This window comes from Actinomadura physcomitrii, assembly GCF_008923205.2.
GTDB classification, from domain to species: Bacteria; Actinomycetota; Actinomycetes; order Streptosporangiales; family Streptosporangiaceae; genus Spirillospora; species Spirillospora physcomitrii.
In genome coordinates, this window is record NZ_WBMS02000003.1 from 242,472 (window position 1) to 269,440 (window position 26,969).

Annotated in this window: 26 protein-coding genes; 19 read left to right on the plus strand and 7 right to left on the minus strand. The window is 72.7% G+C overall.

All coding sequences use genetic code 11. The features are described from left to right. Entirely contained in the window at window positions 1–1,218 is a 1,218-nt protein-coding gene (locus tag F8568_RS05180; RefSeq protein ID WP_202124511.1) for an Nramp family divalent metal transporter, read from the minus strand. A gap of 62 nt (window positions 1,219–1,280) precedes the next feature. Here F8568_RS05180 and F8568_RS05185 point away from each other — a divergent pair, with 62 nt between their 5' ends. Further along, a complete protein-coding gene (locus tag F8568_RS05185) occupies window positions 1,281–1,745 on the plus strand; it encodes a hypothetical protein (protein WP_151591909.1) in 465 nt (154 codons plus the stop codon). Window positions 1,746–1,788: 43 nt separating this feature from the next. Here the strand turns inward: F8568_RS05185 and F8568_RS05190 are convergent, their stop codons facing one another. Then, window positions 1,789–3,066 carry a TetR/AcrR family transcriptional regulator gene (locus F8568_RS05190; protein WP_151591911.1) on the minus strand — a complete coding sequence of 426 codons (1,278 nt, stop codon included), beginning with the start codon at window positions 3,064–3,066 and terminating at the stop codon, window positions 1,789–1,791. Window positions 3,067–3,228: 162 nt separating this feature from the next. On the opposite strand from F8568_RS05190, the gene F8568_RS05195 reads away from it, so the two are divergent. From F8568_RS05195 to F8568_RS49360, 6 genes are all read left to right on the plus strand, one after another. After that, complete coding sequence (locus tag F8568_RS05195; RefSeq protein WP_151591913.1) at window positions 3,229–4,134, plus strand: alpha/beta fold hydrolase; 906 nt, start codon at window positions 3,229–3,231, stop codon at window positions 4,132–4,134. A 96-nt stretch (window positions 4,135–4,230) separates the two neighbouring features. Next, a complete protein-coding gene (locus F8568_RS05200; RefSeq protein ID WP_151591915.1) occupies window positions 4,231–5,304 on the plus strand; it encodes an amidohydrolase family protein in 1,074 nt (357 codons plus the stop codon). Between the two features lie 35 nt (window positions 5,305–5,339). Then, entirely contained in the window at window positions 5,340–6,506 is a 1,167-nt protein-coding gene (locus F8568_RS05205; protein ID WP_202124512.1) for an amidohydrolase family protein, read from the plus strand. Beyond that, the gene (locus F8568_RS05210; protein ID WP_151591917.1) at window positions 6,506–6,907 is read left to right on the plus strand and encodes a Rieske (2Fe-2S) protein; all 402 of its coding nucleotides are present in this window, start codon (window positions 6,506–6,508) and stop codon (window positions 6,905–6,907) included. The genes F8568_RS05205 and F8568_RS05210 overlap by 1 nt, the downstream gene beginning before the upstream one ends. A gap of 6 nt (window positions 6,908–6,913) precedes the next feature. Next, a complete protein-coding gene (locus tag F8568_RS05215; RefSeq protein WP_151591919.1) occupies window positions 6,914–8,215 on the plus strand; it encodes an NADH-ubiquinone oxidoreductase-F iron-sulfur binding region domain-containing protein in 1,302 nt (433 codons plus the stop codon). Between the two features lie 32 nt (window positions 8,216–8,247). Further along, window positions 8,248–8,475 carry a ferredoxin gene (locus F8568_RS49360; protein ID WP_151591920.1) on the plus strand — a complete coding sequence of 76 codons (228 nt, stop codon included), beginning with the start codon at window positions 8,248–8,250 and terminating at the stop codon, window positions 8,473–8,475. Window positions 8,476–8,491: 16 nt separating this feature from the next. On the opposite strand, the gene F8568_RS05225 is transcribed toward F8568_RS49360, so the two are convergent. Continuing rightward, on the minus strand, window positions 8,492–9,283 hold the full coding sequence (locus F8568_RS05225) for an enoyl-CoA hydratase (RefSeq protein ID WP_151591922.1): 792 nt from the start codon (window positions 9,281–9,283) through the stop codon (window positions 8,492–8,494). An 11-nt stretch (window positions 9,284–9,294) separates the two neighbouring features. Then, a complete protein-coding gene (locus F8568_RS05230) occupies window positions 9,295–9,786 on the minus strand; it encodes a DoxX family protein (RefSeq protein WP_202124513.1) in 492 nt (163 codons plus the stop codon). 379 nt (window positions 9,787–10,165) lie between these two features. Here F8568_RS05230 and F8568_RS05235 point away from each other — a divergent pair, with 379 nt between their 5' ends. From F8568_RS05235 to F8568_RS05250, 4 genes are all read left to right on the plus strand, one after another. Further along, window positions 10,166–11,626, plus strand: a complete 1,461-nt coding sequence (locus F8568_RS05235; RefSeq protein ID WP_151591926.1) for a class I adenylate-forming enzyme family protein — start codon at window positions 10,166–10,168, stop codon at window positions 11,624–11,626. 54 nt (window positions 11,627–11,680) lie between these two features. Beyond that, a complete protein-coding gene (locus F8568_RS05240) occupies window positions 11,681–12,745 on the plus strand; it encodes an aminoglycoside phosphotransferase family protein (protein ID WP_151591928.1) in 1,065 nt (354 codons plus the stop codon). Between the two features lie 93 nt (window positions 12,746–12,838). Beyond that, window positions 12,839–13,708 carry a TIGR03560 family F420-dependent LLM class oxidoreductase gene (locus F8568_RS05245; protein WP_151591930.1) on the plus strand — a complete coding sequence of 290 codons (870 nt, stop codon included), beginning with the start codon at window positions 12,839–12,841 and terminating at the stop codon, window positions 13,706–13,708. Between the two features lie 146 nt (window positions 13,709–13,854). Further along, complete coding sequence (locus F8568_RS05250) at window positions 13,855–15,114, plus strand: amidohydrolase family protein (RefSeq protein WP_151591932.1); 1,260 nt, start codon at window positions 13,855–13,857, stop codon at window positions 15,112–15,114. A 64-nt stretch (window positions 15,115–15,178) separates the two neighbouring features. Here the strand turns inward: F8568_RS05250 and F8568_RS05255 are convergent, their stop codons facing one another. After that, window positions 15,179–16,348, minus strand: coding sequence for a thiolase family protein (locus F8568_RS05255; RefSeq protein ID WP_151591934.1), 1,170 nt, complete (start codon window positions 16,346–16,348; stop codon window positions 15,179–15,181). A gap of 205 nt (window positions 16,349–16,553) precedes the next feature. Here F8568_RS05255 and F8568_RS05260 point away from each other — a divergent pair, with 205 nt between their 5' ends. Both F8568_RS05260 and F8568_RS05265 read left to right on the plus strand, forming a co-directional pair. Continuing rightward, entirely contained in the window at window positions 16,554–17,585 is a 1,032-nt protein-coding gene (locus tag F8568_RS05260) for a LacI family DNA-binding transcriptional regulator (RefSeq protein WP_160573507.1), read from the plus strand. A 164-nt stretch (window positions 17,586–17,749) separates the two neighbouring features. Continuing rightward, complete coding sequence (locus F8568_RS05265) at window positions 17,750–18,562, plus strand: FAD-binding protein (RefSeq protein WP_151591938.1); 813 nt, start codon at window positions 17,750–17,752, stop codon at window positions 18,560–18,562. A gap of 13 nt (window positions 18,563–18,575) precedes the next feature. Here the strand turns inward: F8568_RS05265 and F8568_RS05270 are convergent, their stop codons facing one another. Then, window positions 18,576–19,373, minus strand: coding sequence for an enoyl-CoA hydratase/isomerase family protein (locus tag F8568_RS05270; RefSeq protein WP_328600729.1), 798 nt, complete (start codon window positions 19,371–19,373; stop codon window positions 18,576–18,578). A gap of 66 nt (window positions 19,374–19,439) precedes the next feature. Then, complete coding sequence (locus F8568_RS05275) at window positions 19,440–19,832, minus strand: ArsR/SmtB family transcription factor (protein ID WP_236008446.1); 393 nt, start codon at window positions 19,830–19,832, stop codon at window positions 19,440–19,442. 172 nt (window positions 19,833–20,004) lie between these two features. On the opposite strand from F8568_RS05275, the gene F8568_RS05280 reads away from it, so the two are divergent. The 6 genes from F8568_RS05280 to F8568_RS05305 all read left to right on the plus strand — a co-directional run bounded on the left by F8568_RS05280 (window position 20,005) and on the right by F8568_RS05305 (window position 26,964). Beyond that, entirely contained in the window at window positions 20,005–21,132 is a 1,128-nt protein-coding gene (locus F8568_RS05280) for an acyl-CoA dehydrogenase family protein (protein WP_151591942.1), read from the plus strand. A gap of 19 nt (window positions 21,133–21,151) precedes the next feature. Continuing rightward, on the plus strand, window positions 21,152–22,384 hold the full coding sequence (locus F8568_RS05285) for an acyl-CoA dehydrogenase family protein (protein WP_151591944.1): 1,233 nt from the start codon (window positions 21,152–21,154) through the stop codon (window positions 22,382–22,384). Between the two features lie 34 nt (window positions 22,385–22,418). Further along, window positions 22,419–23,909 carry a class I adenylate-forming enzyme family protein gene (locus F8568_RS05290; protein WP_151591946.1) on the plus strand — a complete coding sequence of 497 codons (1,491 nt, stop codon included), beginning with the start codon at window positions 22,419–22,421 and terminating at the stop codon, window positions 23,907–23,909. Between the two features lie 55 nt (window positions 23,910–23,964). Further along, window positions 23,965–24,735, plus strand: coding sequence for an SDR family NAD(P)-dependent oxidoreductase (locus F8568_RS05295; RefSeq protein ID WP_151591948.1), 771 nt, complete (start codon window positions 23,965–23,967; stop codon window positions 24,733–24,735). A gap of 169 nt (window positions 24,736–24,904) precedes the next feature. Then, the gene (locus F8568_RS05300) at window positions 24,905–26,131 is read left to right on the plus strand and encodes a CaiB/BaiF CoA transferase family protein (RefSeq protein ID WP_160573508.1); all 1,227 of its coding nucleotides are present in this window, start codon (window positions 24,905–24,907) and stop codon (window positions 26,129–26,131) included. Continuing rightward, window positions 26,128–26,964, plus strand: a complete 837-nt coding sequence (locus tag F8568_RS05305) for an NAD(P)-dependent oxidoreductase (RefSeq protein WP_151591950.1) — start codon at window positions 26,128–26,130, stop codon at window positions 26,962–26,964. The genes F8568_RS05300 and F8568_RS05305 overlap by 4 nt, the downstream gene beginning before the upstream one ends. Window positions 26,965–26,969: the final 5 nt, after the last annotated feature.

Below are 26,969 nucleotides of genomic sequence, written 5' to 3' on the forward strand. Positions count from 1 at the left end.
TCAGCGGCCGGTGGAGACGAGGTAGAGCAGCACGCCGTTGAGGCCGATGACGACCGCCGCGATGGCCGAGGCGATGATGGTGGTCGGACGCCGGTTCGCGTGCTCGCCCATCACGTCGCGGCGCGCGGTGAGGACGACGAGCGGGACCAGCGCGAACGGGATGCCGAGGGACAGCGCCACCTGCGAGGCCACGAGGGTCACCGTGGGATCCGTGCCGGTCCCGAGGATGAGGAGCGCCGGGACCACGGTGACGATCCGCCGGACGGGAGCGGGCACACCGGACTTCAGCAGGCTCTTCATCACCTCCGCCCCGGCCGCGCTGCCGACCGAGGTGGACGCGAGCCCCGAGGAGAGCAGCGCGACCGCGAAGACGAGGGCGACCCCGCCGCCGAGTCGCGACGCCACCACGTCGTGCACGCCGGCCAGGGTGCCGGTGCCGGGCAGCCCGTGCAGGCTCGTCGCCGCCACCACCAGGAGGGACAGGTTGAGCAGGCCGGCCACCAGGAGCGCCGAGACGACGTCCACCCGGGTCGCCCTCAGCAGCGCGGCGACCGCGAGCCCGCGGCCTCGCTCGTCGAACCGCGCCGCGGTGAGGCTCGAGTGCAGGTAGATGACGTGCGGCATCACGGTCGCACCGATGATCCCGGAGGCCAGGAGCACGCTGTCGGCGCCGGCGAAGGCCGGGACGAGCCCGCCGGCGAGCGCGCCCGCGGGCGGCGGGTCGACCACGAGGCCCGCGAGGAAGCCGACGGCGATGAGGGCCAGGAAGCACATGACCAGCCGTTCCAGGGACCGCTGCCCGCGCGCGTCGCCGACCTTGAGGACCGCCAGCGACACGGCGACCGTGAGGATCGCGCCGAGGACGAGCGGGACGTCGAAGAGCAGGGCGAGCGCGATGGCTCCGCCGACGACCTCGGCCAGGTCGGTCGCCATCGCGATCGCCTCGGCCTGCAGCCAGTAGGCGAGCCGCATCCGGCGAGGGAGGCGGTGCCCCAGATGCCCGGCGAGGGAGCGCCCGGTGACGATCCCCAGCTTCGCCGAGAGGTACTGCACCGGGATCGCCATGGCGTTGGCCAGCAGGACGACCCAGACCAGCGTGTATCCGTGGTCCGCGCCGGCCGTGACGTTCGTGGCGACGTTCCCCGGGTCGACGTACGCGACGGCCGCCACGAACGCCGGTCCGAGCAGCGCCGGGCCCCGGCGCGCCTCGGTGCGCATGGCGCACACCATAGCGGAGCAATTATTTGCTCCAACAGTACCGGCGCGGATACCGTGGGCGCGTGGCGACAGCAGTGGTTCGCGTCGTGATCGACCCCGACGGGCGGTTGGCCGCCGGCGCCTACGAGGCAGGGCTCAGACGGCTGGAGTCCGCCGGGCTGGAGGTGATCGCCAGTCCCGCCGGGCGCCTTCCCGAGCGGCGGCGGGAGATCGAGCTGATCGTCGAGGACGGCGGCGGCGAGCTGCGGACGGGCCCCTACCTGGACGAGTGCCGTACCGCGTTCGGCCTCGAACCCGAGCTCGGCGTCATCACCTACGTCAGCCGGGGGACCGACGACGACGCCCTCGGGGTCCTGCGCCGCTTCGGCCTGTCGGGCGAGGTCGAGCGGACGGTCGAGGGCGGCGAGGAGGTCGTCACGGTCGCGATCCCCCGGGACGCCGGCCGCCGGGTGCCCGAGAGCCGTCTCCACACCGCGCTGGAAGCGGCGCTGAACTGCGAGGTCCGGATCGTGGCGGCACCGGACTGACGGATCGCGGACGACTCCGGCAGCCCGCGGCGGGCGTCAGGTGTCAGCTGTCCGGCGTCATGTAGCCGCGGAGCATGGTGCGGCGCAGGAACGCGTGCGTGCGGGCCTCGCTCGTCCGTCCCGAGTCCTGGTAGGCGAGCCAGAGCACGCTGCGGATCGGGTCGGCTATGTCCTGCGGTGCGGCGAAGGAGCGCAGCGTGCCCTTGGCCATGCCCCGCTGCAGGACGCTCTCGAGCAGCCGCAGGCGGTCCTGCGTCTGCCGGGCGTACCGGCTGAGCGGGGCGAGGTCGGAGTCCGTAGCGTGTTCGATCTGCAGGATGTCGGACTCCTCCCGGAAGCGCCGCCGTGCCTTCACGAACGTCTTCGCCAGCGCGTCGAGGGAGGCCGCCCCGGGCTCTCCCGTGGTCAGCGCCGCGCGGAACGCCTTGTCCAGGCTCGTGGAGAACGCGTCGACCACGTCGGCCAGCATGGCCTCCTTGGACTCGACCCTCCGGTAGAGCGTCGCCATCCGGACGCCCGCGCGCTCCGCGATGTCGCGGATGGTCGTGGCGGCGTAACCGTGGCGCGCGAACTCCGTGCGGGCCGCGGCGATGATCCGGGTGCGCACATCGCCGTCGACCGGCTTCTCCGGGCGGGACGGCCAGGTGGACAGCGCGTCGTCGACCGCCTCGAGCGCCTCGGAGCGGTCGAGTTCGTCGTCGCTCGGGCAGTCCGCGACGATGCCGTGCAGGAGCAGTTCGCTCACGTCGTCGGCGACCGCGGCGGGATCGGGGTGGCCCGGGAAGTAGGCCGCGGCGTCCAGGGAGAGGTTCTTGAGCGCGAAGCGCAGCAGCCGCGCGTTCTCCGCTCCGGTCCCGCTTCCGGTGACGTCGTCGACGGCGGTCTTCCACATGCGCTCCAGGACGGGAGCGCGGACCTGCTGGGCCTCGCGGAGCCGCGCGGTCGCGACCGTGGGGGGCTCGAAGTACCTGAGGGCGACGGCGCCTCCGTGGCGGAAGCTCAGGACCGCCACCTCGCGCATCAGATGGCGGAACCGGTCCTCGGGCGCCAGGCCCGCCGCCGAGGCCGCGAGCCGCGCGCTCACCGAGCCGAGCTCCCGGTCGAACCGCTTGAGGATCTCTACGGCGATCTCCTCTTTGGACCCGAAGTGGTGGTACAGGCTGCCGGGCAGGACGCCGCTCGCGTCGGCGATGTGGGTCATCGTCGTCGCCGCGTAGCCGCGCCGCTCGAAGAGCGCGGCGGCCGCCAGCCGCACCTCGTCGGTGCGGCTCGACGGCATGGGGGCCGAGGTGCCCCGAGCGGTCGCCCGCTGTGAGCTCATGGGAAAAGTATGCCCGCGAACCGTGCCGCGGGCGAAGCCGGGCGATGCCCCCTGGAGACGCCCCGGGAGACGCCCCGGGAGCGGCCGTCTAGCGGAGCAAATATTCAATCCGGTAGCCTGCCCGCGTGCCCCGCCGGGACACCGGTATGGAAGGAGTCACCAGTGGCTGAGATCGAGATCAACGGCGGCCGGGTGGTCTACGAGTTCGTGGGTCCGGACGACGGCGAGGTGGTGGTCCTGACTCCGGGAGGCCGCTTCAGCAAGGACCACGGCGGTGTGCCCGAGCTGGCCGAGGCCCTGGCTGCGGGGGGCAGGCGGGTCCTGCTGTGGGACCGTCCGAACTGCGGTGCCTCCGACGTCCAGCTGTTCGGGATTTCGGAGTCCCACATGCGCGCCGAGACGCTCGGCGCGCTGGTCCGGGAGCTGGGCGTCGGTCCGGTGGTCGCCGCGGGCGGCTCCGGCGGGGCCCGCGACACGATCCTGTTCACGATGCTGTTCCCGGAGCTGGTCACGAGGCTCGCCGTCTGGTCGATCGTGGGCGGGACGTTCAGCACGATGAGCCTGGCCGGCGTCTACGTCCTGAACGAGCTGCGCGCGGTGCGGACCTCGGGCATCGAGGGCGTGCTGCGACTGCCAGGGTGGGCCGAGCTGGTGGAGGCGAACCCGCGCAACCGCGACCGGCTGCTGGCGATCGGCGCCGAGGAGTTCGAGCGGGTGATGACCCGCTGGCTGGAGGCCTACGTGCCGAAGCCGAACGAGGCGATCCCGGGAGTGCCCGACTGGCAGTTCGCGGACATCGCGGTGCCGACGCTGATCATCCGCGGCGGGGAGAAGGACTTCGACCACCCCAAGCGCACGTCGTTCGAGGTGCACGCGCTGATCAAGGAATCGGTCCTGGTCGACCCGCCGTGGCCCGAGGACGCCTGGGAGCGCGCCGTCGAGGCGTCGTTCGCCGGCAAGGGCAGCATTTTCGATCCCTGGCGGCTGGCGGCGCCGCTCCTCCTCGACTTCTTCGACGGACGCGAGGTGGGGCCGGAGGCTCTTGCCCTGGGCCGGGCGCGCGGTTAGCGTGTGAGCAAACGTTAGATTCGTCCGACGTGCCGGCGACGCCCCGCGACCGGAGCAATGATTTGATCCACTCGAGGAGAACGGGATGAGCCACCGATGACCCCGCAGAGCCCCCCGAGGATCGACGCCAGCGTGCACGTCTTCTTCAAGGACGGCGCCGACCTGCGCCGCCACCTGCGCGAGCCGTTCCGGAGCAGGGGGTTCCCCGACCCGGACGTCGCCTGGTACTCGCGGCCCGGCCCCAAGTACGCCGAGGGCACGGACGGCCCGGACGGCTCGCACCCCGGCTCGGACCCCGCGCTGGTCGGACGCCAGGTCCTGGACGAGCGCGGCTTCGACTACGCCGTCCTGCACCCCATGTCGGTCGCCGGGATCCTGCCCGACTGGCACCTCGGCACGGCGCTCTACGCCGCCACGAACCAGATGCTCGCGGAGCGGTGGCTCGAATCGGGCCCGTACGCCGACCGGTTCCGGGGCACCGTCCGCGTCAACCCCAACGACGTCGAGGGCGCGGTGCGCGAGATCGAGAGATGGCGCGACCACCCGCGGATGGTCCAGATCGGGCTGCCGGTGCAGACGCAGGCGCCCTACGGCAGGCCCTACTTCAAGCCGCTGTGGCGGGCCGCGTGCGACGCCGGGATGCCGGTGGCCTTCCACCTGGAGATGGGCGTCGGCATCACCCACCCGCCGACGCCGTCCGGCCCCACCAGGACGTACTCGCACCATGCGGCCTACCAGCCGATGACCTACATCTGGCACCTGCTCAACATGATCGCCGAGGGGGTGTTCCAGGAGTTCCCGGACCTGAGGGTGATCTGGGCCGACGGCGCGGGGGACATGGTCACGCCCTTCACGTGGCGCATGGACACCTTCGGGCGGCCCCACCTGGAGCAGACCCCGTGGGCGCCCAGGATGCCCAGCGACTACCTGCGGGACCACATCTACTTCGTGCACGGCCTGCTCGACGGCCCGGGGGAGGCGGAGTACGCCTCGGAGTGGCTGCGCATGACCGGCAAGGAGGACATGGTCATGTTCGGTTCGAGCTATCCGGACTGGCAGACCGCGTCCCCGCAGGACCTGCCCTCGGGGTGGAGCGCGCGGCAGCGCGCGAAGGTCCTGGGAGGCACCGCCGCCGGCCTCTTCGGCATCGACCGGCTCGTCCCCGCCTGAACCCCACCGGCCGCCCGCAGCGAAAGGAGCACGCCGTGACGATCGACCTCCAGCACGCCACCCGCACCGCAGCCAACGAGAAGGCCGCCGAGAAGGAACAGGTCAGGGTGGTCGACTGCGACGTCCACCCGGTGCCGAAGCGCGGGGAGCTCGAGCCGTTCATCCCCGAGCCGTTCCGCGGCCTGTTCGCGCAGCGCGCCGAGCGGGCCGGCGAGATGATCTACTACGACGCGCCGGACTACGCCCATGCCTACGCCATGCGCACCGACACCTTCCCCGAGGACGGGAACTTCGCCGGCTCCGACCCGAACCTGACGTTCCGGCAGCTGATCATGGACGCCGGCTCGGACATCGCGATCCTCGGCCCGACGAACGGCTCCAGCGGCCAGACCGCGGAGGAGCTCCACGCGCTCGCCGTCGCGACCAACCGCTGGCAGGACGCCTGCTGGCTGGATCCGGTGAACAACTGGCACCAGCGGTTCTACGGCTCGATCGTCGCCGCGATGGAGGCGCCGGAGGCGGCGGCCAGGGAGATCGAGCACTGGGCCGGGCATCCCCGCTTCTGCCAGGTGCTCATCAACGCCGAGATGCGCCCCGCGTGGGGCGACCCGCGGTACGACCCGGTCTGGCGCGCGGCGACCCGGCACGGCATCCCGGTCGCCTGCCACCTCGGCCGCGGCCGGTTCAACGAGCTGCCGATGTCGCCGGTCGGGTTCATGACCTACAACCACGACCTGATGGTCAGCTACTCGATGCTGGCGGCGAACCAGATCATGAGCCTGATCTTCGACGGCGTGTTCGACCGGTTCCCGGACCTGAGGATCGTCCTGATCGAGCACGCCTTCAGCTGGATCCTGCCGCTCATGTGGCGGATGGACGCCATGTACAAGGCGCAGGGCCCCGAGAACGGGCTCAAGCGCAAGCCGTCGGAGTACGTCAAGGACCACATCTGGTTCACCACCCAGCCGCTGGACTACCCCGAGGACAAGCTCGAGCTGACCAACGCGCTGGAGTGGATGGAGGCGGACAGGCTGCTCCTGTTCTCCTCCGACTACCCGCACTGGACGTTCGACGACCCGGCGTACATCGTCAAGCACATCCCCCGGCGGATGCGCGAGAAGATCATGTTCGGGAACGCGCTCGACCTGTTCGGCCTGCCCGGCCAGGTGCCCGCCCTCGCCGGGCAGAAGCGGGTCTTCTGATGACGGCCGAGCCGGCCGCCGAACGTCCCGCCCGCCTCGCCCGGGGCCGCGAGCACGTCGTCGCGACCGTGGGGGAGATCCCGCCGGGCGAGCGCATGATCGTGCCGATCGGGCGGCACGGCGTCGGGGTCTACAACGTCGGCGGCAGGTACTACGCCATCGCCAACTACTGCCCGCACGAGGGCGGCCCGCTGTGCCACGGCCGCACGCACGGGCAGGTCGTCGTCGACGACGGCAACCCCGGGGGAGCGGCGGAGGTCCGGGACGGCGAGTTCATCTACTGCCCCTGGCACCAGTGGGGGTTCGAGCTGGCGACGGGCACGACGGCCGTGAAGCCCGAGTGGAGCATCCGCACGTACCCGGTGCACATCCGGGGCGACGAGATCGTCGTCACGGGCTGAGCGGCGATGCGGACGAACGTTCCGGCCGGCGCGCGGATCGCGACCGCCTACCCGGGCATCTCCCCTCGGCTGCTCTCCTCCGGCGCGGAGGACGAGGACATCGGCGCGTACCGGTCCGGCGGCGGCTACCGGCCGCTCGGCGACGCCGAGGCGTTCGTCCGCGAGGTCGAGGCGTCGGGGCTGCGGGGCCGGGGCGGCGCGGCCTTCCCCGCGGGCCGCAAGCTCCGCGCCGTGCGGGACCACGGCGCGGAGCCCGTGGTCGTGGCCAACGGCGAGGAAGGCGAGCCCGCCTCGGTCAAGGACCGGTGGCTGATGCGGCACCGGCCGCATCTCGTCCTCGACGGCCTGCGGCTCGCCGCCCTGGGCGCCGGGACGAGGGACGCCCACGTCTACGTCTCGGACCCGCGGAGCCGGCAGAGCATCGAACGGGCGCTGGAGGAGGCGCGCCGGGACCCGGCGTTCGCCATCGAGGTCTCCGTCACCCAGGTGGAGCCCGCCTACGTCGCGGGCGAGGAGACGGCCGTCGTCCAGGCCGTCAACGGCGGGCCGGCCGTCCCGACCGACAAGCCCCCGCGCCCGTTCGAGGAGGGCGTGGACGGCAGGCCGACGCTGGTCGGCAACGTCGAGACGCTGGCCAACCTGCCGTGGGTGCAGAGGCTGGGCGCCTCCGGTTACCGCGCGCTGGGCACGGAGCGCAGTCCCGGGACCTTCCTGATGACCCTGACGTCGCCCGGCGGCACAGGTCTTCACGAGATCCCCTTCGGGACGACGTTGCGATCCGTCCTGACCTGGGCCGGTGAGGACGTCGGCTCGGTGCGGGGCTTCCTGATGGGCGGCTACTTCGCGGGGGTCGCCGGCAAGGACGCGCTCGACGTGCCGCTCGACTACGACGCGTTCGCCGCCCTCCGAAGCGGCCTCGGATGCGGTGCCGTGGCGGTGCTGCACCGGGACGACTGCCCCGTCGCCACGTCGGCGGCGGTCATGGCGTACTTCGCCCGGGAGAACGCCGGCCAGTGCGGGTCCTGCTTCAACGGGACCGCCGCCATGAGCGCCGTGCTGGAGTCGCTGCGGGACCACAAGGCCTCCGCCGCTGACGTCGAGCGGTTGCGCGGCTGGTCGACCGGGCTGCGCGGCCGGGGCGCGTGCGGAACCCTCGACGGCGCCGCGAACGTCGCGGCGGCGCTGCTGCGGGAGTTCCCCGAGACGGTCGCCGTCCACCTCGACGGCCGGTGCGGCCCCTGCGCCGCCGGCGACGTGCGCCTCGAACCGCCGTCCGCCGCGCTGGAGCCGGCGGGGCACGGTCCGTGAGAGGACGCAGAGGACGTGAGAGGAGCGGCAGGGTGAGGATCAAGCTCGACAGGACGCTGTGCGACGGCTTCGGCATCTGCGGCGTCCATGCCCCGGAGTCGTTCTCGATCGACGAGTGGGGTTACGCGTCGCTGGCGGCGCCGCTGGCGGGGTCCGGCGAGGTGCCGACCCGTGAGGAGGACGGCGTGCGGCGGGCCGTCCTCGACTGCCCGGTGCACGCGATCACCGAGTTGCCCGAAGCGGGCCGCCCCGTCGCGTGAGGCGGCCCGACCCGGCTCACCGGCCCTTGAGGTGCTCCTTCATGCCGTCGAGCTTCATCAGCACGGGGTAGCCGTCGACGCTGAGGGCGTTGCCGTGTCCGGTCTGGTGGATGTCGAACACGGACTGGATCGCGGCGTAGAAGCCCTGCACGTCGAGGGTCTGGTTGACGGCGCGCTTGGCCTGCCGCAGGCCGAACGGGTGCATCTGCGCGATCCGCCCGGCGAGTTCCATTGTCGCGCTCTGCAGGTCGTCCAGCGGCACGACCTTGTTCACCATGCCGACCTTCTCGGCCTCCTCGGCGGTGACGCCCCGGCCGGTGAACAGGATCTCCTTGGCCTTGCGCGGGCCGAGCTCCCAGGTGTGGCCGTGGTACTCGACGCCGCCGATGCCCATGAGCACGACCGGGTCGGAGAACTCGGCGTTCTCCGCCGCGACGATCAGGTCGCACGGCCAGCACAGCAGCAGGCCGCCGGCGATGCACTTGCCCTGCACCGCGGCGATCGACGGCTTCGGGACGTTGCGCCACCGCAGCGAGTACTCCAGGTACCGGCGCGCCTCCATCCCGTAGATGTGCTCCAGTGTGACCTTCGCGGGCGCCGGGCCGCCGGCCTTCAGGTCGTGGCCGGACGAGAAGTGCTTGCCGTTCGCGTTCAGCACGATGACCCGCACGTCGTCGTCGTCTGCGGCACGGCGCCAGGCCGCGTCCAGGTCGTCCAGCAGTCCCATGGTCTGGGCGTTGGCGGCCTCGGGACGGTTCAGCGTGATGACCGCGACGCCGTCGGCGGCCTTGTAGAGAATCTGGTCCATGCGCGTTCCCCTCACTTGAGCTTCGGCCGCCAGAACGTCGCCAGCAGCCCCGCCGTCGCGACCACGGCGACGCCGAGGGCGATGCCGCCGCCGGCCCAGCCCGTCACGTCGATGCCGGCCGCGTCGTCGACCGACAGCCCGCCCGGACCGAGCATGGCCAGGGCGAGCGAGACGACGGCGAGCACGAGGACGTACTCGTAGCCGTCCTTGAAAACGAAGAACCCGTTGGGACGATGGGCGAGGAGGCCCGCGACCAGCATCACCGAGATGACGGCCGCGCACGCCAGCGGCGTGAGCAGCCCGGCCGCGATCAGGGCTCCGGCACCGATCTCGGTGATCACGCTCATCCAGGCCTGCAGGCGCCCGTGCCGCAGGCCGAGGCCGCCGAACCAGCGGCCGGTGCCCTCGATGCGGCCGCCGCCCAGCCAGTGGTTGGCGCCGTGGGCGATCATCGTGATCCCCAGCACCGCACGGACGAGCAGCAGGGCGATGTCGGCGTCCATCACTTCCACCTTTCGGACGGCCCGGGGCGCCGCGGCGAGCCGTCCGGCGGCTCGCCGCACGCGTCCGGGGCGGTCGATGACGCGGGCGGCCCGCCGGGGTGGTGCGCCGGCGGCCGCCGTTCCGCGCGCCGACGATCAACGACTATTTGATATTAGGGTAACCATCGAAATATCGTCAATGCCGGGGCGCCCGCCGCGGCTCCGGAGGCCGCCCGCGCGAGCACGCGGGGCGATTCCCTCTGGTGCGAAGCGGATCGCCGCTGCATACTAACCTCGACGTCGATATCGACATCGGCGCCTTCTCCGCCCCACCGCGGGCGGCGCCGGCCCGCCCGCGATGGGGCGGCCGGTGATCCGGGACGACCCTGGAAGGCGGTTCATGAACAGCCCCGAGAAGAGCTACGCCAGGCGCCTCGCCGAGCTGGCCGACGAGCATCCGGACGACCTCGCCGTGCGCTTCATCCTCCTCGACGGAACGGAGCCGGCGTTCACCTGGCGCGAGCTGCACGACCGGTCGAGCCAGCTGGCCGCCGCCCTCGCCGCGCGCGGGCTGGCCCTCGGCGACCGCCTCGCGCTGAGCCTGCGCAACGGTCCCGAGTTCGTCCTCGGCGCGTTCGCCGCGTGGAAGCTCGGAGCGGTGCCCGTCCCGGTGCGGTGGGACCTGCCGGACTGGGAGCTGTCCCGGCTGCGCGACGTCGTCGACCCGAAGGTGCACCTGGACGTCTCCGAGATCCCGTGGATCCGGGGGACGGCCGGCGACCCGGTGCCCGACCTTCCGGACGCGCTCTCGCCGCAGCGCTACGGCATCTGCAGCAGCGGCTCGACGGGCACGCCGAAGGTGATCCTGCCCGGGGAGCCGGGGATCTTCCGGCAGGAGATGGTCGTTCCGTTCGCCCTGTCCTGGGGGCCGATTCCGCGGCCCGACACCATCATGGTGCTGGCGCCTCTCTACCACACCAACGGCTTCTCCACGCTGATGAACCTGCTGGGCGGCGACACGCTCGTCATCCTGGAGAAGTTCGACGCGGCGCGCGTCGTCGACGTCATCGAGCGGCACCGCGTGTCGACGTTCACCGCGACGCCGACGATGCTGAAGCGCATCGCCGACGTCCCGGGCATCGAGCGGCGGGACCTGTCCAGCATCCAGTGGTTCATCCAGGGCGCCGCGCCGATGCCGCCGTCGCTGATGCACCGCTGGGTGGACCTGGTCGGCGCGGAGCGCATCATCATGGCGTACGGCATGACGGAGGGGTTCGGCCTCACCGCCCTGCGCGGCGACGAGTGGCTGACGCACGAGGGCAGCGTCGGACGCCCCTTCCGCGACACCGAGATCCGCATCCTCGGCGAGAACGGCGAGGAGCTGCCCACGGGGGAGATCGGCGGGGTGTACATGCGGTCGTCCTACGGCGGCAACTACACCTACCTCGGCGACGCCCCCCGGGCCGCCGCCACCGCCGACGGGTTCCAGAGCGCCGGTGACATGGGGTACCTCGACGACGAGGGCTACCTGTACCTGAAGGACCGGGCGGTGGACCTGATCCTCAGCGGCGGCGCGAACGTGTTCCCGGCCGAGGTGGAGGCGGCGCTCATCGACCATCCGAAGATCGCCGACGTGGTGGTCATCGGGCTGCGCGACCCGGAGTGGGGCCGCCGGGTGCACGCCGTCCTCGAACCCGCGGACCCCGCCGCGCCGCCCACGGCCGAGGAGATCATCGCCTACGCCAAGGGGCGGCTGGCCGCCTACAAGGTGCCGAAGACGGTCGAGATCGTCGAGGCCGTCCCGCGCAGCGAGGCGACGAAGGTCAACCGCACGGCCATGGTCGAGGCCCGCGGCGGCTGACGCGCCGGCCGACCGTGCCGGGCGACGACATTCCCACCCCCTGAAAGAGGCATCATGACGTCAACGCACGAGCAGTCGCCGCCGGTCCCCGACACCCTGGACGCACTCCTGTCACCGGAGTGGCTCACCCGGGCGCTCGGGGCCCGCTTCCCCGGCGTCCGCATCTCCCGCGTCACCCCCGGTCCGGTGGTCAGCCGCATGTCGACGAACGCGCGGTTCAGCATCGAAGCCGAGGGGGGACTCCCGCCGGGCCTGCCCGCCGACCTGTGCGGCAAGGGCTACTTCACGGAGGCGACCTGGCCGACCCGCGCGACCGGGGTGTACGAGGTGTCCTTCTACCGCCACCTGGCGGCCAGGACCGGTGTGCGCACGCTGCGCAGCCTCTACGCGGACATCGCCCCGGAGACCCGGCACGGGGTGGTCATCACCGAGGACGTCGTCGCGCAAGGGGCCACATTCCTCGACGCCACCAGCGACTACTCGCCGGACCTGACGGCCGAGAGCCTCACGCAGCTCGCCAAGCTGCACGCCGCGACCTGGGCCGACCCGGCGCTCGGCACGGCCGACTGGCTGGCGCCGCGGCTCGACTCCCACATGAGGGCGCGCGGGGTCAAGGAGATCCGCGGCAACTTCGAGAGCGAGATCGGCGCCGGGGTGCCGAGCGAGGTCCGCGATCCCGAGCGGCTCTTCGCCGTCTACCGGGCGCTCACGGAGCAGGCGCCCTGGGAGGCGCCGTGGACGGTCGTCCACGGCGACCCCCATGTCGGCAACGTCTACCTCGACGGAGACGGACGGCCCGCCTTCCTGGACTGGCAGCTGGTCCAGCGGGGGCCCTGGTACCTCGACGTCGGCTACCACATCGCGTCCACGCTCAGCGTCGAGGACCGGCGCCGGACGGAAGAGGACCTGCTGCGGCACTACCTGGACAGGCTCCGCGCGGAGGGCGTCGAGGCTCCGTCGTGGGACGAGGCGCGGCAGGGCGTCCGCCGGGGCATCGTCCACGGCTTCTACCTCTGGGCCATCACGCTGATGGTCGCCCCCGCCATCACGACCGTCCTGCAGCATCGGCTCGGAACCGCCGCCGCCGATCACGACGCCTTCGCCGCGGTGGACCTCTGACACCGCCGCTCTCCGCCAGACGATTCGATGTGCTTAAATGTATAAACGGACATCGAGGTCGGCCGGCGGAGAAGCAGTGGTTCGGAGCGGCGGATGAGACTCGCACTGCACATCAACGACTACTCGAGCCTCGGCCCGCCCGACCGGATGGCTCCGGCGCTCGCCCGCGTCGCCCGGACGGCCGAGGAGGCCGGGTTCGCCCGCCTCAGCCTGACCGACCACGTGTGGCAGATCAGCATGCTCGGCGAGCAGGGCGAGCCGATGCTGGAGGCCTACACGACCCTCGGGTACCTGGCCGGGCAGACCCGGTCGATCGAACTGCAGACGCTCGTCACCGCCGCGACCTACCGCCCGCCCGGCCTGCTCGCGAAGATCGTGGCGACGCTGGACGTGCTGGCCGGAGGGCGCGCCTGGCTCGGCATCGGCGCGGGCTGGAACGAGCAGGAGGCGACCGGGCTCGGGCTGCCGTTCGGCGCCCATGCCGAGCGCTTCGCGCGGCTGGAGGAGACCGTCCAGATCTGCGACCGGATGTGGGGCCCCGGCGAGGAGGCGTACGTCGGTGAGCACTACCGGCTCGCGAGCACGCTCAACTCGCCGCGGCCTCTGCGCCGGCCCCGGCCGGGGATCCTGATCGGCGGGGGAGGCGAGCGGACGACGCTGCGGCTGGCCGCGCGGTACGCCGACGCCTTCAACGTCCACGGGGGGACGGACGCCGGGCAGAAGGCGGACCGGCTGCTCGAGCACTGCGCGCGGATCGGACGCGACCCGGACGAGATCGAGCGGACCGCCGTCCTGCCGAACCCGGCCGAGGTCCCCGCGGACCCCGGCCGGCTGCTGGCGGAGCTCCGGCGGCTGCACGAGCTCGGCTTCACCACGGTCTTCACCGTCGTGCCGGACGTCGGCGCGATCACCCCGCTGGAGGCGTTCGCCACCAAGGTGATCCCCGAGATCTCCACCTGGTGACGGCGCGCGCGGCCCGGACGGCACCCGCCGACAGAGCACCGGCCGACAGAGCACCGGCCGACAGAGCACCGGCCGACACGGCACCGGCCGACACGGCACCGGCCGACACGGCACACCCGCACAGGAACCGACGGAAGGGAACCGGGATGAACGTCGACGACATGATCCTGGTCAGCATCGACGACCACGTCATCGAACCGCCCGACATGTTCGACGACCACGTGCCCGCCAGGTACCGGGACCAGGCGCCAAAGTCGATCATGGATGAGAACGGCTATGAGACCTGGTGGTTCCAGGGCGTCCCCAGCGTCTCCACCAGCCTCAACGCCGTCGTGGGCTGGCCGAAGGAGGAGTGGGGGATGAACCCCTCCACGTTCGCCGAGATGCGGCCCGGCAGCTACGACATCCACGAGCGCGTGCGGGACATGAACCGCAACGGGATCCTCGCCTCGATGTGCTTCCCCTCGTTCGCCGGCTTCAGCGCGCGGTTCTTCCAGGAGGCCGACGACAAGGACCTCGCGCTGATCATGCTGAAGGCCTACAACGACTGGCACATCGACGAGTGGGCGGCGGCCTATCCCGGCCGGTTCGTCCCCATCGCGCTCGGGCCGGTGTGGAACCCTGAGGAGCTCGCGGAGGAGGTGCGGCGCGTCGCGGCCAAGGGCGTCCGGGCCGTCACCATGCCCGAGCTGCCCCACCTGCAGGGCCTGCCCAGCTACCACGACCTGGAGTACTGGGGCCCGTTCTTCCGCGCCGCGTCCGAGACGGGCGTCGTCATGTGCCTGCACATCGGGCAGGGCTTCGCCGCCATCAACGGGGCCCCGGACGCCCCGATCGACAACCTGATCATCCTCGCGACGCAGGTGTCCACGTTCGCGGCCCAGGACCTGCTGTGGGGCGGGGCCATGACGGCCTACCCCGACCTGAAGATCGCCTGGTCGGAGGCGGGCATCGGGTGGATCCCGTTCTACCTGGACCGCTGCGACCGGCACTACACCAACCAGCGCTGGCTGGGGCACGACTTCGGCGGGAAGCTGCCCAGCGACATCTTCCGCGAGCACTCGCTCGCCTGCTACGTCACCGACCCCACCGCGCTGAAGGTCCGGCACGACATCGGCATCGAGAACATCGCCTGGGAGTGCGACTACCCGCACTCGGACAGCATCTGGCCCGACGCCCCCGAGTTCGTGCTCGCCGAGATGAACGAGGCGGGCGTCCCCGACCACGAGATCAACATGATCACGTACCAGAACACCTGCCGGTTCTTCGGCTGGGACGCCTTCAAGGACATCCCGAAGGAGCGGGCGACGGTCGGCGCGCTGCGCGCCCTGTCGCCGGACGTCGACACCACCACGCGCTCCAAGCACGAGTGGCGCCGCCTGTACGAGGCGTCGCGCGCGTCCTGAGCGGGCGGTCGGACCGGACGCCGCCGCGGCGTCCGGTCCCGCGCGTGCACGGCCCGCCGGGCGGTCAGGGGACCTCGATGACGACGGCGCCGCCCTGGCCGCCGCCGGCGCACATGGTCGCCAGGCCGAACCCGCCGCCGCGCCGGCGCAGCTCGTGGACGAGCGTGGTCACCATGCGAGCGCCCGTGGCGCCGATCGGATGGCCGAGGCTGCAGCCGCTGCCGTGGACGTTGACCCGGTCCTCGTCGAGGCCGAGCACCTCGCAGGCCGCCACCGGGACGGACGCGAACGCCTCGTTGATCTCCCACAGGTCGACCTCGGAGGCCCGCAGGCCGGCCCGCGCGAGGACCTTGGTCGCGGCGTCGATCGCGCCGACGCCGGTGTAGGCGGGCTGGACCCCGACCGCCGTCCAGGCGCGCACGACCGCGAGTTCCGGCAGCCCCTCCTCGCGCGCGAGGTCGTCGGCGACGATCGCCAGCGCGGCCGCGCCGTCGTTCATCCCGCAGGCGTTCCCGGCGGTGATCGAGAAGCCGTCGATCTCCGGGTGCAGCGGCGCCAGCGCCGCGAGCTTCTCGGCGGAAGTGGTGGAGCGCGGGTGCTCGTCGGCCGTGAACTCGACCACGGAGCCGTCCCGGCGGGTCACCTTGATCGGGGCGATCTCGTCGGCGAACGCGCCCGACTCGGTGGCGGCGACGGCCCGCCGGTGCGAGCGCAGCGCCCAGGCGTCCATCTGCTCCCGGGTGAGCTCGTAGCGCCGGGCGACGTTCCAGCCGACGCTCAGCGACACGTCGTCGGTGGCCTCACCGGTGTACGGGAAGGTGGGGGCGTTGCGCTGCTCGGTGCCGTCGCCGCCCGGGATCCGCCAGGTCAGGGCGGGGCCGGTGGAGCTCGACTGGACGCCGCCCGCCACGACGGCGCGGTCCATGCCCGCCCGGATGCCCGCCGCGGCCATGCCGATCGCGGCGAGGCCGCTGGCGCAGTGCCGCTGTACGGCGACGCCGGGCACATGGGTCATTCCCGCGGCGACCGCCGCGTAGCGGGCCAGATCGCCGCCGCCGTACATCACCTCGCCGAAGGCGACGTCGTCGAACCGGCCCGGCGCGAGCCCGGACCGGCGCACGGCCTCCCGGAGGACATGGGTCGCCAGCTCCTCGGCGGGCGTCTCCGACAGGGTCCCCTTGAAGGCGGTGCCGATGGGGGTCCGCACGGCACTGGCGATCACGGCTTCGGGCACGGGGCCACCTCACTGTCACGGTCGAGTGCCCAGCGGTGGAGGGCACCGTCGGAGCGATGGCCTCCAATATAATTCCAAAGAACTAAACATGTCGAACTCTGATATCGAAGTGCCGCGACACGGGGCCCGGCCACCCGTTCTGCCGTACGGTGAATGGGCCGAGCCCCGCCCCGGGGACACGACTTCGACAGATCGGGAGACGAGAGTGCCCAGGCAAGCGGAGGGCAGGAGCCCGGTCGGCCGGCCGGGGTCCCGGCCGGCGACCAGCGTCGACGTCGCCAAGCTCGCCGGAGTCTCCCGGGCGACGGTGAGCCACGTGCTGAACGGCCAGGTCGAGAGGTTCAACACCGACACCGTCGAGCGCGTCCGCCGCGCCGCCGCCGCGCTCGGCTACGTCCGGTCCGCGGCGGGGCGGGCCCTCGCGCTGGGCAGGAGCGACTTCATCGTCGTGGTCGTCCCGAACGTGACCTTCATCCGCCTCCAGGACGTCGTGCAGACGCTCTCCGCCGACATCGAGAAGCTCGGGTTCACCGCGGTCGTCCACTTCAGCGTGGCCGGGCCGGAGGGCACGGGGACCGACCGGCTGCGGCACCTGCTCGAGACCCTCCGGCCCGCGGGAGTGCTCGACCTCGGCGGGCTCACCAGGGCGGACCGGGAGTTCGCCGCGCAGGCGGGCTGCCCGGTGCTCCCGCCCGACAAGCCGCCCTTCAACGTGAACGAGTGGCTCGGCTTCCTCCAGGCCGATCACCTCCGCTCTCGCGGATACGCGCGGATCGCCTACGCCCTGCTGGCGGACGAACGCGACGACTCGTACGCGCGCGCACGCGCGGCGAGCGTCGCCGCGTTCTGCGCGGCCGAAGGCATGCCCCCCTCCGTCGACGTCCACGTGCCCATCGAGCCCGAGGGCGCGCAGCGGGCGCTGGAGGCCCTCCTCGAGGCGCACCGGCCGCCGTTCGGGGTCGCCTGCTACAACGACAAGGTGGCGCTCGCCCTGCTGTTCGCCGCCCGCCGGCTCGGGCTGGCGGTGCCGGACGACGTGGGGGTCATCGGCATGGAGGGCGCCGACGTGGGGCAGGTGGTGTCGCCCCGGCTGACGACGGTCCGCAGCGACGTCCGCGCGGCGATGCGGCCCTTCCGGTACGCGCTCGCGCAGGCCTACGGGGGCCCGGCGTCTCGGGAGGACGAGCCCGTGTTCGGGAAGGAGGCGTTCGCGGTGCTGCCCGGAGAGACGACCTAGCCGCCGTTCCGGCCCGGCGGGTCGTGCGACAGCACCGGATCACGGAGCGTCACCGACCGCGGGAACTGTTGACGCGCGTCAACGAGGCTTCTTAGGCTGGGCGGGCCGACCAAGACCTTCGGGGACTCAGGCCCCGGAGGAGGGCGCTGCGAGGAGGTTGGCCGATGGGGCCGAGCGGGCTTGTCGATGTGGTGGTGATCGGGTCCGGCATGAGCGGGCTCGCCTCCGCGGTCGTGTCGGCGAAGGCCGGGGCCCGCGTCCTCCTTCTCGACCAGGACGTTCCCGTCAGGCGCAGGCTGGTCTCCTCCCGGGCGGACCGTTCGCGCGAGGCGCTGCGGGCCGGTCTCTGGCGCGCCGTGCACTCGGTCGGGGTCCAGGTGCAGGTGCACTGCCGCGCCCACGAACTCGTGATGGACGGCGGGAAGGTGACCGGTGTCGGTTACGCGATGCTGCCGTCCCGGGGCGTCGCCTCCACCGGCTACCGCCTGCTGCGGAGGATGAACGCCCGGCTGCCGGAGCGGTTCGGGTCCGTCCTGGACAGGGCCGCCGACTCGGTGTGGCGGTCGTCGTTCGACGTCGGCGAGGTCGGCTGCCTGCGGGTCGTGCTCGCCATGGACCCGCGCCACTGGGAGTTCGTCGGTCCCGCGGCGTGGGCGGTGGCGCGCGGCCTCGGCGACGGAGCGCAGGCCCGGCCCGAGAATTTGCGCCGGCTGCGCGCGATCGACCCGGCGGCCGGCGGCGGGCGCACTCCCGAGCTGGCCGTCCGCGAATGGTGCGCGTCCCGCGACGCGGCGGCCTCCGCCTCCCTGCTGGAGGAGCTGTCCGTCGACGAGACGACCGGAGCCGTCGTCGTGCGCGAGGGGTGGCGCGTACGGGGCCTCTACACCGCCGCGCACGTCGACGACGCCGAGGTGATCCACAGCTTCGCCCCCGCCGCGCTGTCGGGGGACGGGTCCGAGCTCCGGCGGGCGGCCTGAGCGCCGGCCCCGGTCAGCGGTCGCGGAACCGCGGCGACCTTTTCTCCAGGAAGGCGGCGATGCCCTCGTGCAGGTCCGAGGTCGTGAGGGTGATCGGCTGGGCGAGCGACTCCCACTGCAGGGACGCCTCCAGGCCGACCGCCGACCGCTCCAGGCCGTTCTTGGTGAGCCGCGTGGCGATCGGGGCGGCCTCGGCGATGCGGGCGGCGACGGTGAGCGAGTGCTCCAGCCCGTCGTCGGCGACGTCGTTCACCAGCCCCCACTCCAGCGCCTGGTCCGCCGGGACCTCGCGCCCGGTGTAGAGCATGTCACGGGCCCGGGTGATCCCGATCGCCTCGGGCAGCAGCCAGGTCGCCGCCATCCCACCGTGCGTCCCGCGGAAGACGAACGGGGTGCTGAACCACGCGTCCGGCCCGGCGAAGCGCAGGTCGCAGGCCAGCGCCAGGCAGACCCCCGCGCCCACGGCCGGCCCGTCGACGGCGGCGATGACGGGGAAGGGAAGGTCGCGCGGCCGCAGCCAGCTCCGGTAGAAGGGCAGCATGCGCTCGCGCAGCCGGTCGATGGTGACGTCCTCGGCCTCGTCCTGGGTGAGCCAGGACAGGTCGGCGCCCGAGGAGAAGCAGCCGCCCCGCCCGGCCACGACGAGGACGCGGGTCCGCCTGTCGGCGGCGACCGCGTCGACGGCCCGGTCCCAGTCCCGGGTCATCTCCTCGGTCATCGCGTTGCGCAGGCCCGGCCGGTTGAGCGTGATCAGGCGCACGCCCGGTCCCGGCTCGGTCAGCAGTACCGCGTCGCTGGAGTCGGCCGCCACCAGTCGATCCCTTCTGCCGCCAGAGCGGACACGTTACCGCAGGCCCGGCCGCGAGCGGCCGGCGCGCTACCAGGTGATGAGAGGGGCGCCGGCGTCCGCCTCCGCCGCGGCGGCCGGTTCCTCCCGGTCCCCGGCGGCGCGGCGGCCCGCGGCGCCGGCGGTGCTCGCGGCGGGGGGCGTGCCGGGTGCCAGCGGCCATAGCTGCTCGATCACCTCGCCGAGGATGTCCCGGCGCAGCGAGTAGAAGTAGCTGCGGCCCCGCTTGTGCACCTCGATCAGCCCGGCCTGCGTGAGGATCTTGGTGTGGTAGGAGATCGTGGGCTTGGAGACGGGGAGGGTGTCCTCCAGGACGCTGCAGGGGAACTCCTCCTCCTGCGCCACCTGCTGGATGATGCTCCACCGGATCGGATCGGCCAGCGCTTTGAAGATCTCCGTCGGGGCGATCGCCTCGCGAGGCATCACACCTCCTCCTTGCTCCGCACGGTTCCAGGATTCGCCAACTATGAATGTAGTCGACGGCGAGGGGGATGCCACGCGCGTTCCGGAGCTGCGGAACGATTATTCGATAGATTGACAACTTTTTCAATATCGTGTTCAGTGGGGTCGAGGCACGATGTGAGAGGAAGTCTCGATGGAACTGGCGCTCTCGCCGGATCAGAAGCTCTTCCGGACCTCGGCCCGAGGGCTCCTGGAGGAGGAGCACTCCCTGGACCGCGTCCGGGAGATGAAGGACGGCGAGCCCCGCTGGAGCCGGGACTGGTGGCGCAGGGGAGCGGAGCTGGGCTGGGCGGCGGCGCTGGTCCCCGAGGACCTCGGCGGCGGGAGCGTGTCCGGTGAGGGAGTCCGCGATCTGGCCCTCCTGGCGGAGGAACTGGGCGCCGACGTCGCTCCCGGGCCGCTGATCCCGGTCAACACCGTGCTCGCCGGCCTGGTCGAGGCGCACGGGCGGGGCCCCGACCACACCGCCGAGATCGAGGCGCTGGCGGCGGGGGAGAGCATCGCGACCTGGGCCGTCTACGAGCCCGGCCGGGAGTGGTCGCCGTCGGAACCGGACGTCACCGCGACGCCGGTGGACGGCGGCTTCGTCCTCGACGGGACCAAGGACCGGGTCCAGGACGCCGACCAGGCCGACCTGCTGCTGGTCACCGCCGCGACCCCGGACGGACCCGCCCAGTTCCTCGTTCCCGCCGGGGCCGACGGCGTGTCGATCGCCCCGCAGTGGACGGTCGACCTGTCCCGGTCGTTCGGCGAGGTCCGGTTCGACGGCGTGCGCGCCGGCGCCGGCGCCCTGGTCGGCGAACCGGGAGCCGGGCGGGTCGTCGAGCGCCAGCTCCAGATCGCCGTGGTGATCCAGTGCGCGGAGGTCACCGCGGTCCTGGACCGGGCGTTCGGCATGACCGTGCAGTGGGCCTTCGACCGGCACTCGTTCGGCCGCCCGCTCGCGTCCTACCAGGCGCTCAAGCACCGGTTCGCCGACATGCGCACCTGGCTGGAGGCGTGCCACGCCACGACGCAGGCCGCGGCCGCCGCCGTCCAGGCCGGCGGGCCCGGCGCGGCCCGGGCGGCCAGCGTGGCCAAGTCCTTCGTGGGGCAGCGGTCGCTGCCGCTGCTCCAGGAGTGCGTGCAGCTGCACGGCGGGCTCGGGGTGACCTGGGAGCACGACCTGCACCTGTTCCTGCGCCGGGCGCTCCTCGACCGGGCCTTGTACGGAACCCCCCGGGACCACCGCCTCCGCATCGCCGACCTCGCCTCCCTGTGACGCGCCGAAGGGCCGAACCATGACGATCGAGAGCATCGAGTCCTTTCGCGGCCGGGCCCGCACGTGGCTGGCCGAGAACATGCCGCGGACGGCCGGCCGGGAGCCGGCGCCCATCATCGAGGACGACAGCCACGAGTGGCAGTGGGCCCGCGAACTGCAGAAGAAGCTGTACGCCGGGGGCTTCGCGGGCATCTGCTTCCCGAAGGAGTACGGCGGCCTCGGCCTGACGCCCGCGCACCAGCAGGCCTTCAACGAGGAGAGCGAAGGCTACGAGATGCCGCTGCTGCTGAACTCGCCGACGTTCAGCATCTGCGCGCCGACCCTGCTGGACATGGGCAGCGAGGAGCAGAAGCGGGAGCGGATCGGCGCGGCCATCCGCGGCGAGGAGATCATGTGCCAGTTCCTCTCCGAGCCCGGCGGCGGATCCGACCTGGCCGGAGTCCGCACCCGCGCGGACCGGGACGGCGACCACTTCGTCCTCAACGGCGCGAAGATCTGGAGCACCTCGGCGTACGCGGCCGACTGGGGCCTGTGCCTCGCGCGCACCGACTGGGACGTGCCGAAGCACCACGGGCTGACGATGTTCCTCGTCTCCACCAGGGCTCCGGGCGTCACGATCAACCGCATCCGGATGGTCAACGGCAACCGGGAGTTCTGCGAGGAGTTCTTCGACAACGTGCGGCTTCCGCTGTCGGCCGTCGTCGGCGAGGTCGGCGACGGCTGGCGGGTCGCCTCCCAGCAGCTCTACCACGAGCGCACCGCCATGGGCGGCGGCTCGCCCTACACCTCCGGCACGGGGCACCCGGCGATGATGCCCGGGGCGACCCCGGTCGAGGTCGCGACGGCGCTGGGCCGGACGGCCGATCCGCGGGTCCGCGAGATGGTCGGCGAGTACCTCGCGCTGAACGAGGTGGCGGAGCAGACGTCCGCCCGGGTCACGCGGGCCATCGAGGCCGGGGACCTGCCGCCCACGGCCGCCTCGCTGCTGCGGCTGCTGCACGCCGAGGCGTCCCACGTGAAGCACGACCTCGCCGTCGAGGTCGCGGGGGCGGCGGTCGCCACCGGTGTCGGCAACGACGAGGGCATCCAGGGGCGGGCGGCCATCGGGTTCCTCATGCGCCAGAGCGCCAGCCTCGGCGGCGGCAGCGACGAGATGTCCCGCAACGTCGTCAGCGAGCGGGTGCTCGGCATGCCGCGCGAGCCCGCCCCGGACCGCGGCGTTCCCTTCAAGCAGGTCAGGAACGGCCGGTGACGCGCGTGCGACGGCAGCAGGAGGTGCCGCTTCGATGAACCTTGCGATCGTCTTGGGGATGGTGGCCGACGGGATGGCCGACCGCGTCCTGCTCGGGGACCGCACCGCCGGCCTGACCGGCGCGGGCCTGCGGGAGCGGGCGGCGGCCGGCGCCGCGCGCATCCGCGCGGAGAGCGCGGGTCCGCTGGTGTACCTGGGGCCGAACGGCCCGGAGTTCCCGGTGGCGCTGTTCGCCGCGGCCCTGGCCGGGGTCCCGTACCTGCCGGTCAACTACCGGCTCGGCGCCGAGCAGCTGGCCGAGGTGATGGGCCGGCACGCCGACCCGCTCGTGGTGACCGACACCCCCGACCGGGTTCCCGGCGCGCGGACCATCGGGCTGGACGAGTTCATGGCCCTGCCGCCCGCCCCCGCGGCGGAGCCGGACCCGGACGAGGACGCGGTGGCGGTGCTGCTGATGACCAGCGGCACCACCGCCGCGCCCAAGAGCGCCGTGCTGCGCCACCGCCACCTGGCGGCGTACCTGTTCGGGTCGGTGGAGTTCGCGTCGGTGCCCGACACCGACGCGACCCTGGTCAGCGTCCCGCCGTACCACATCGCCGCGGTCGCCAACGCGCTGTCGAACCTCTACAGCGGCCGACGCATCGTCTACCTCGACCGGTTCAGCCCCGGCGAATGGCTCGACGTCGTCGAGGAGCAGCGGATCAGCCACGCCATGGTCGTGCCGACCATGCTCGCCCGCATCGTCACCGAGCTCCGCGCCCGCGGAACCGAGGGACCCGCCTGCCTGAAGTCCCTGTCCTACGGCGGCGCCAAGATCGCGCCCCAGGTCGTCCAGGAGGCGCTGCGGCTGTTCCCCGGCACCGGGTTCGTCAACGCCTACGGGCTGACCGAGACGGCGTCGTCGATCGCCGTGCTCACCCCCGACGACCACCGGGCCGCGGCCGGCGACTCCGATCCCGGGGTCCGGGCCCGGCTGGGCTCGGTGGGGCGGGCGCTGCCGTCGGTGGAGATCCGCGTCGAGGACGACGAGGGACGGCCGTGCGCCGCGCACGTCGTCGGGAACATCCTGGTGCGCGGCCCCCAGGTCGCCGGCGAGTACCTGGAGGCCGGCAGCCGCGTCCGCGACGACGGCTGGTTCCCCACCCGCGACCGCGGCCACCTCGACGGCGACGGCTACCTCTTCGTCCAGGGCCGCGCCGACGACACCATCATCCGCGGCGGCGAGAACATCGCCCCCGCCGAGATCGAGGACGTCCTCGGCGCGCATCCCGCCGTCGCCGACTGCGTCGTCGCCGGCGTGCCCGACCTGGAGTGGGGCCAGCGGATCGGCGCGTTCGTCGTGCGCCGCCCGGGAGCCGAGGTCGACCCGGAGGAGCTGCGGGCCTGGGTCCGCGAGCGGCTCCGCGGGTCCAAGACCCCCGACCAGGTGGAGTTCGTCGACGAGTTCCCGACGACCCCGACCGGCAAGGTGCTGCGCCGCGAACTCGTCGCGCTCGTCGCGGAGCCCGATTCCGCCGCGCTCTGATCCGCTCGCGGGTCCCGCCCGCCACCTCGCTCGAGAAGCGTCACAAGGAGAGAACATGCAACTCGAAGGCGCATCGGCGCTGGTCGTGGGGGGTGCCGGCGGTTTCGGCTCCGCCACCGTGCGGCGGCTGGCGGCCGCGGGCGTCAAGGTCGTGATCGCGGACCTGGCGGAGGACAAGGGCAAGGCGCTCGAAGCCGAGCTGGGGGCCGACCGGGTGCGCTTCCTGGCCACCGACGTCACCAGCGAGGACTCCGTGGCCGCGGCGGTCGCCGCCGCCCGCGACCTGGGCGTGCTGCGCGTCGGGGTCGCGGTCCACGGCGGGCCCGCCGCGGCGCGCCGGATCGTCAACCGCAAGGGCGAGTTCTATCCGCTGGAGACGTTCCGCCGTACCACGGACGTGTTCCTGGGCGGCACCTACAACGTGCTCAGCCAGACGGCGGCCGCGATGACCCGCAACGAGCCGCTGGACTCCGGCCAGCGCGGGGTCGTCGTCATGACGTCGTCCATCGCCGGCTACGAGGGGCAGGTCGGCCAGACCGACTACGCCGCGGCGAAGGGCGGCGTCATCAGCCTGACCCTCACCGCCGCCCGCGACCTGGCGCCGACCGGGGTGCGGGTGGTGTCCATCGCGCCCGGGACCTTCTACACGCCCGCCTACGGCGTGACCGAGGAGGTGGCGCAGGAGCAGTGGGGCAAGGGCGTGCCGAACCCCAAGCGCATGGGCCACGCCGACGAGTACGCGCGGCTGGCGATGCACATCGTCGACAACGACTACCTCAACGGAGAGGTCATCCGCATCGACGGCGCGCTGCGCTTCAACGTCTGAACCGGAGCCGGCGGGACGGCGACGCTTGTCGGATATAACTTTGATAGTTATAGTTCTGTCGAAACGAGGGTGTGCGCGCCGTCACACCTAGGTCGGACGCGGCCCGCCGCTCTTGCCCGTCAGCGCCGGCCCCCGGCCGGCCCAGCGACCGGAAACCGAGGTCTCGTCCGTGGTGAAACCGATGGAGGGCATCCGGGTCCTCGAAGTCGCCCAGTTCACCTTCGTGCCGTCCGCAGGCGCCGTCCTCGCGGACTGGGGCGCCGACGTCATCAAGATCGAGCACGCCGAGAAGGGCGACGCCCAGCGCGGCATCGTCAAGGTCTTCAGCCACGGCGTCGGGTCCGGCGACTCCTTCTCGGCGATGATGGACGGCCCCAACCGCGGCAAGCGCAGCGTCGGCCTGGCCCTGGAGAAGCCCGAGGCCAAACCGGTCCTGGAGAAGCTGATCAGGACCAGCGACGTCTTCCTGACCAACTTCCTGCCGAGGGCCAGGGCCAAGCTGGGCATCGACGCCGACTCCGTCCGCCGGGTCAACCCCGACATCGTCTACACGGTCGGCTCGGGGTTCGGGCACAGCGGTCCGGACGCCGACAAGGGCGGGTACGACTCCACGGCCTTCTGGGCGCGCGCCGGCACCGCCGACTCCGCCACCGCGCCCGGCGCCGAGTACCTCGTCAACCAGCCGGGCGGCGCGTTCGGCGACAACATCGGCGGGATGACCATCGCCGGCGGGATCGCGGCGGCGCTGCTCGCCCGCGCCCGGACCGGCGTCGCGCCGACCGTGGACATCTCCCTCCTCGGCGTCGGCGCGTGGGCGAACCAGATGAGCGTCAACATGGCGCTGGCGAACGGCGGCCCGCTGCCCAAGATCGACCCGGTCGCCGCGCGCGCCAGCAACCCGCTGACCGGCGTGTACCGGACGGCCGACGACCGCTGGATCTCGCTGTCCATGCTCCAGCCCGGCCGGTACTTCCCGGAGTTCGCCGAGCGGATCGGCCGCCCCGAACTCGCCGCGGACGAGCGGTTCGACTCGGCCGAGAAGCTGATGGCGAACGCGGCCGAGGCCGCGGAGATCATCGCGGCGGCGATCGAGGAGCGCACCAAGGACGAGTGGGTCGCCGCCTTCGACGGCATGGAAGGCCAGTGGGCGGTCGTCCAGAACACCTACGAGGTCGGCCACGACCCCGCCCTGCGGGCCGTCGGGCAGATCGCCGACGTGGTCGACGCGGAAGGCCGGCCCCGGCAGCTCGTCGGCAGCCCCGTCCAGTTCGACCGGGAGGCCCCGGAGCTGACGCGCGGCCCGCTGTTCGCCGAGCACACCGACGAGGTGCTGCGGGAGCTGGGGCTGAGCGACGAGGAGCTGCTGAACCTCAAGATCGCGGGGGCGGCGACATGACGGCCGGCCAGGGGCCGCGGGTCGGTTTCATCGGCCTCGGCAGCCAGGGCGGGCCCATGGCCCGCCGGATCGCCGAGGCCGGGTTCCCGCTCACGCTGTGGGCCCGCCGGCCCGAGGCGCTCGCGCCCTTCGCCGGCACCGGCGCGCGGACCGCCGCCTCCGCCGCGGACCTGGCGGCCGGCAGCGACCTCGCCTGCGTGTGCGTGGTGGACGACGCCGGCGTGGAGCAGGTCGTCGCGGGCCCCGGCGGCCTGCTGGAGGGAATGCGCCCCGGCGGGACGATCGCGGTGCACAGCACCGTCCATCCGGACACCTGCCGGCGGCTCGCCGAGACGGCCGCCGCCCGGGGCGTCGCGCTGGTGGACGCGCCGGTCAGCGGGGGAGGGCCCGCCGCCGAAGCGGGCCGCCTGCTGGTGATGATCGGAGGCGACGAGGACGTGGCGGAACGCTGCCGGCCGGTCTTCCAGGCCTACGGGGACCCGGTCGTCCACCTCGGCCCCGTCGGTTCCGGGCAGCGCGCCAAACTCGTCAACAACCTGCTGTTCGCCGCCAACCTCGCGGTCGCCGAGAGCGCGTTCGCCCTGGCCCGGAGCATCGACGTGGACCCGGCCGAGCTCTCCGTCGTCCTGGCGAACGGCTCCGGCGCGAGCTTCGGCGCGAGCCTGCTGCCGGGCATGGAGTTCTCGCTGGCGGCGCTCGCCGAGCACGCCGGGCCGCTCTTGCAGAAGGACGCGCGGATCGTCGCCGAGCTGGCCGAGGCCGCCGGAGCCGACGCGGCGACGGTCTTCGGCGCGGCCGACGCGGCGCTGGAAGCGATGGGACGCGCGCGGTGAGCGCC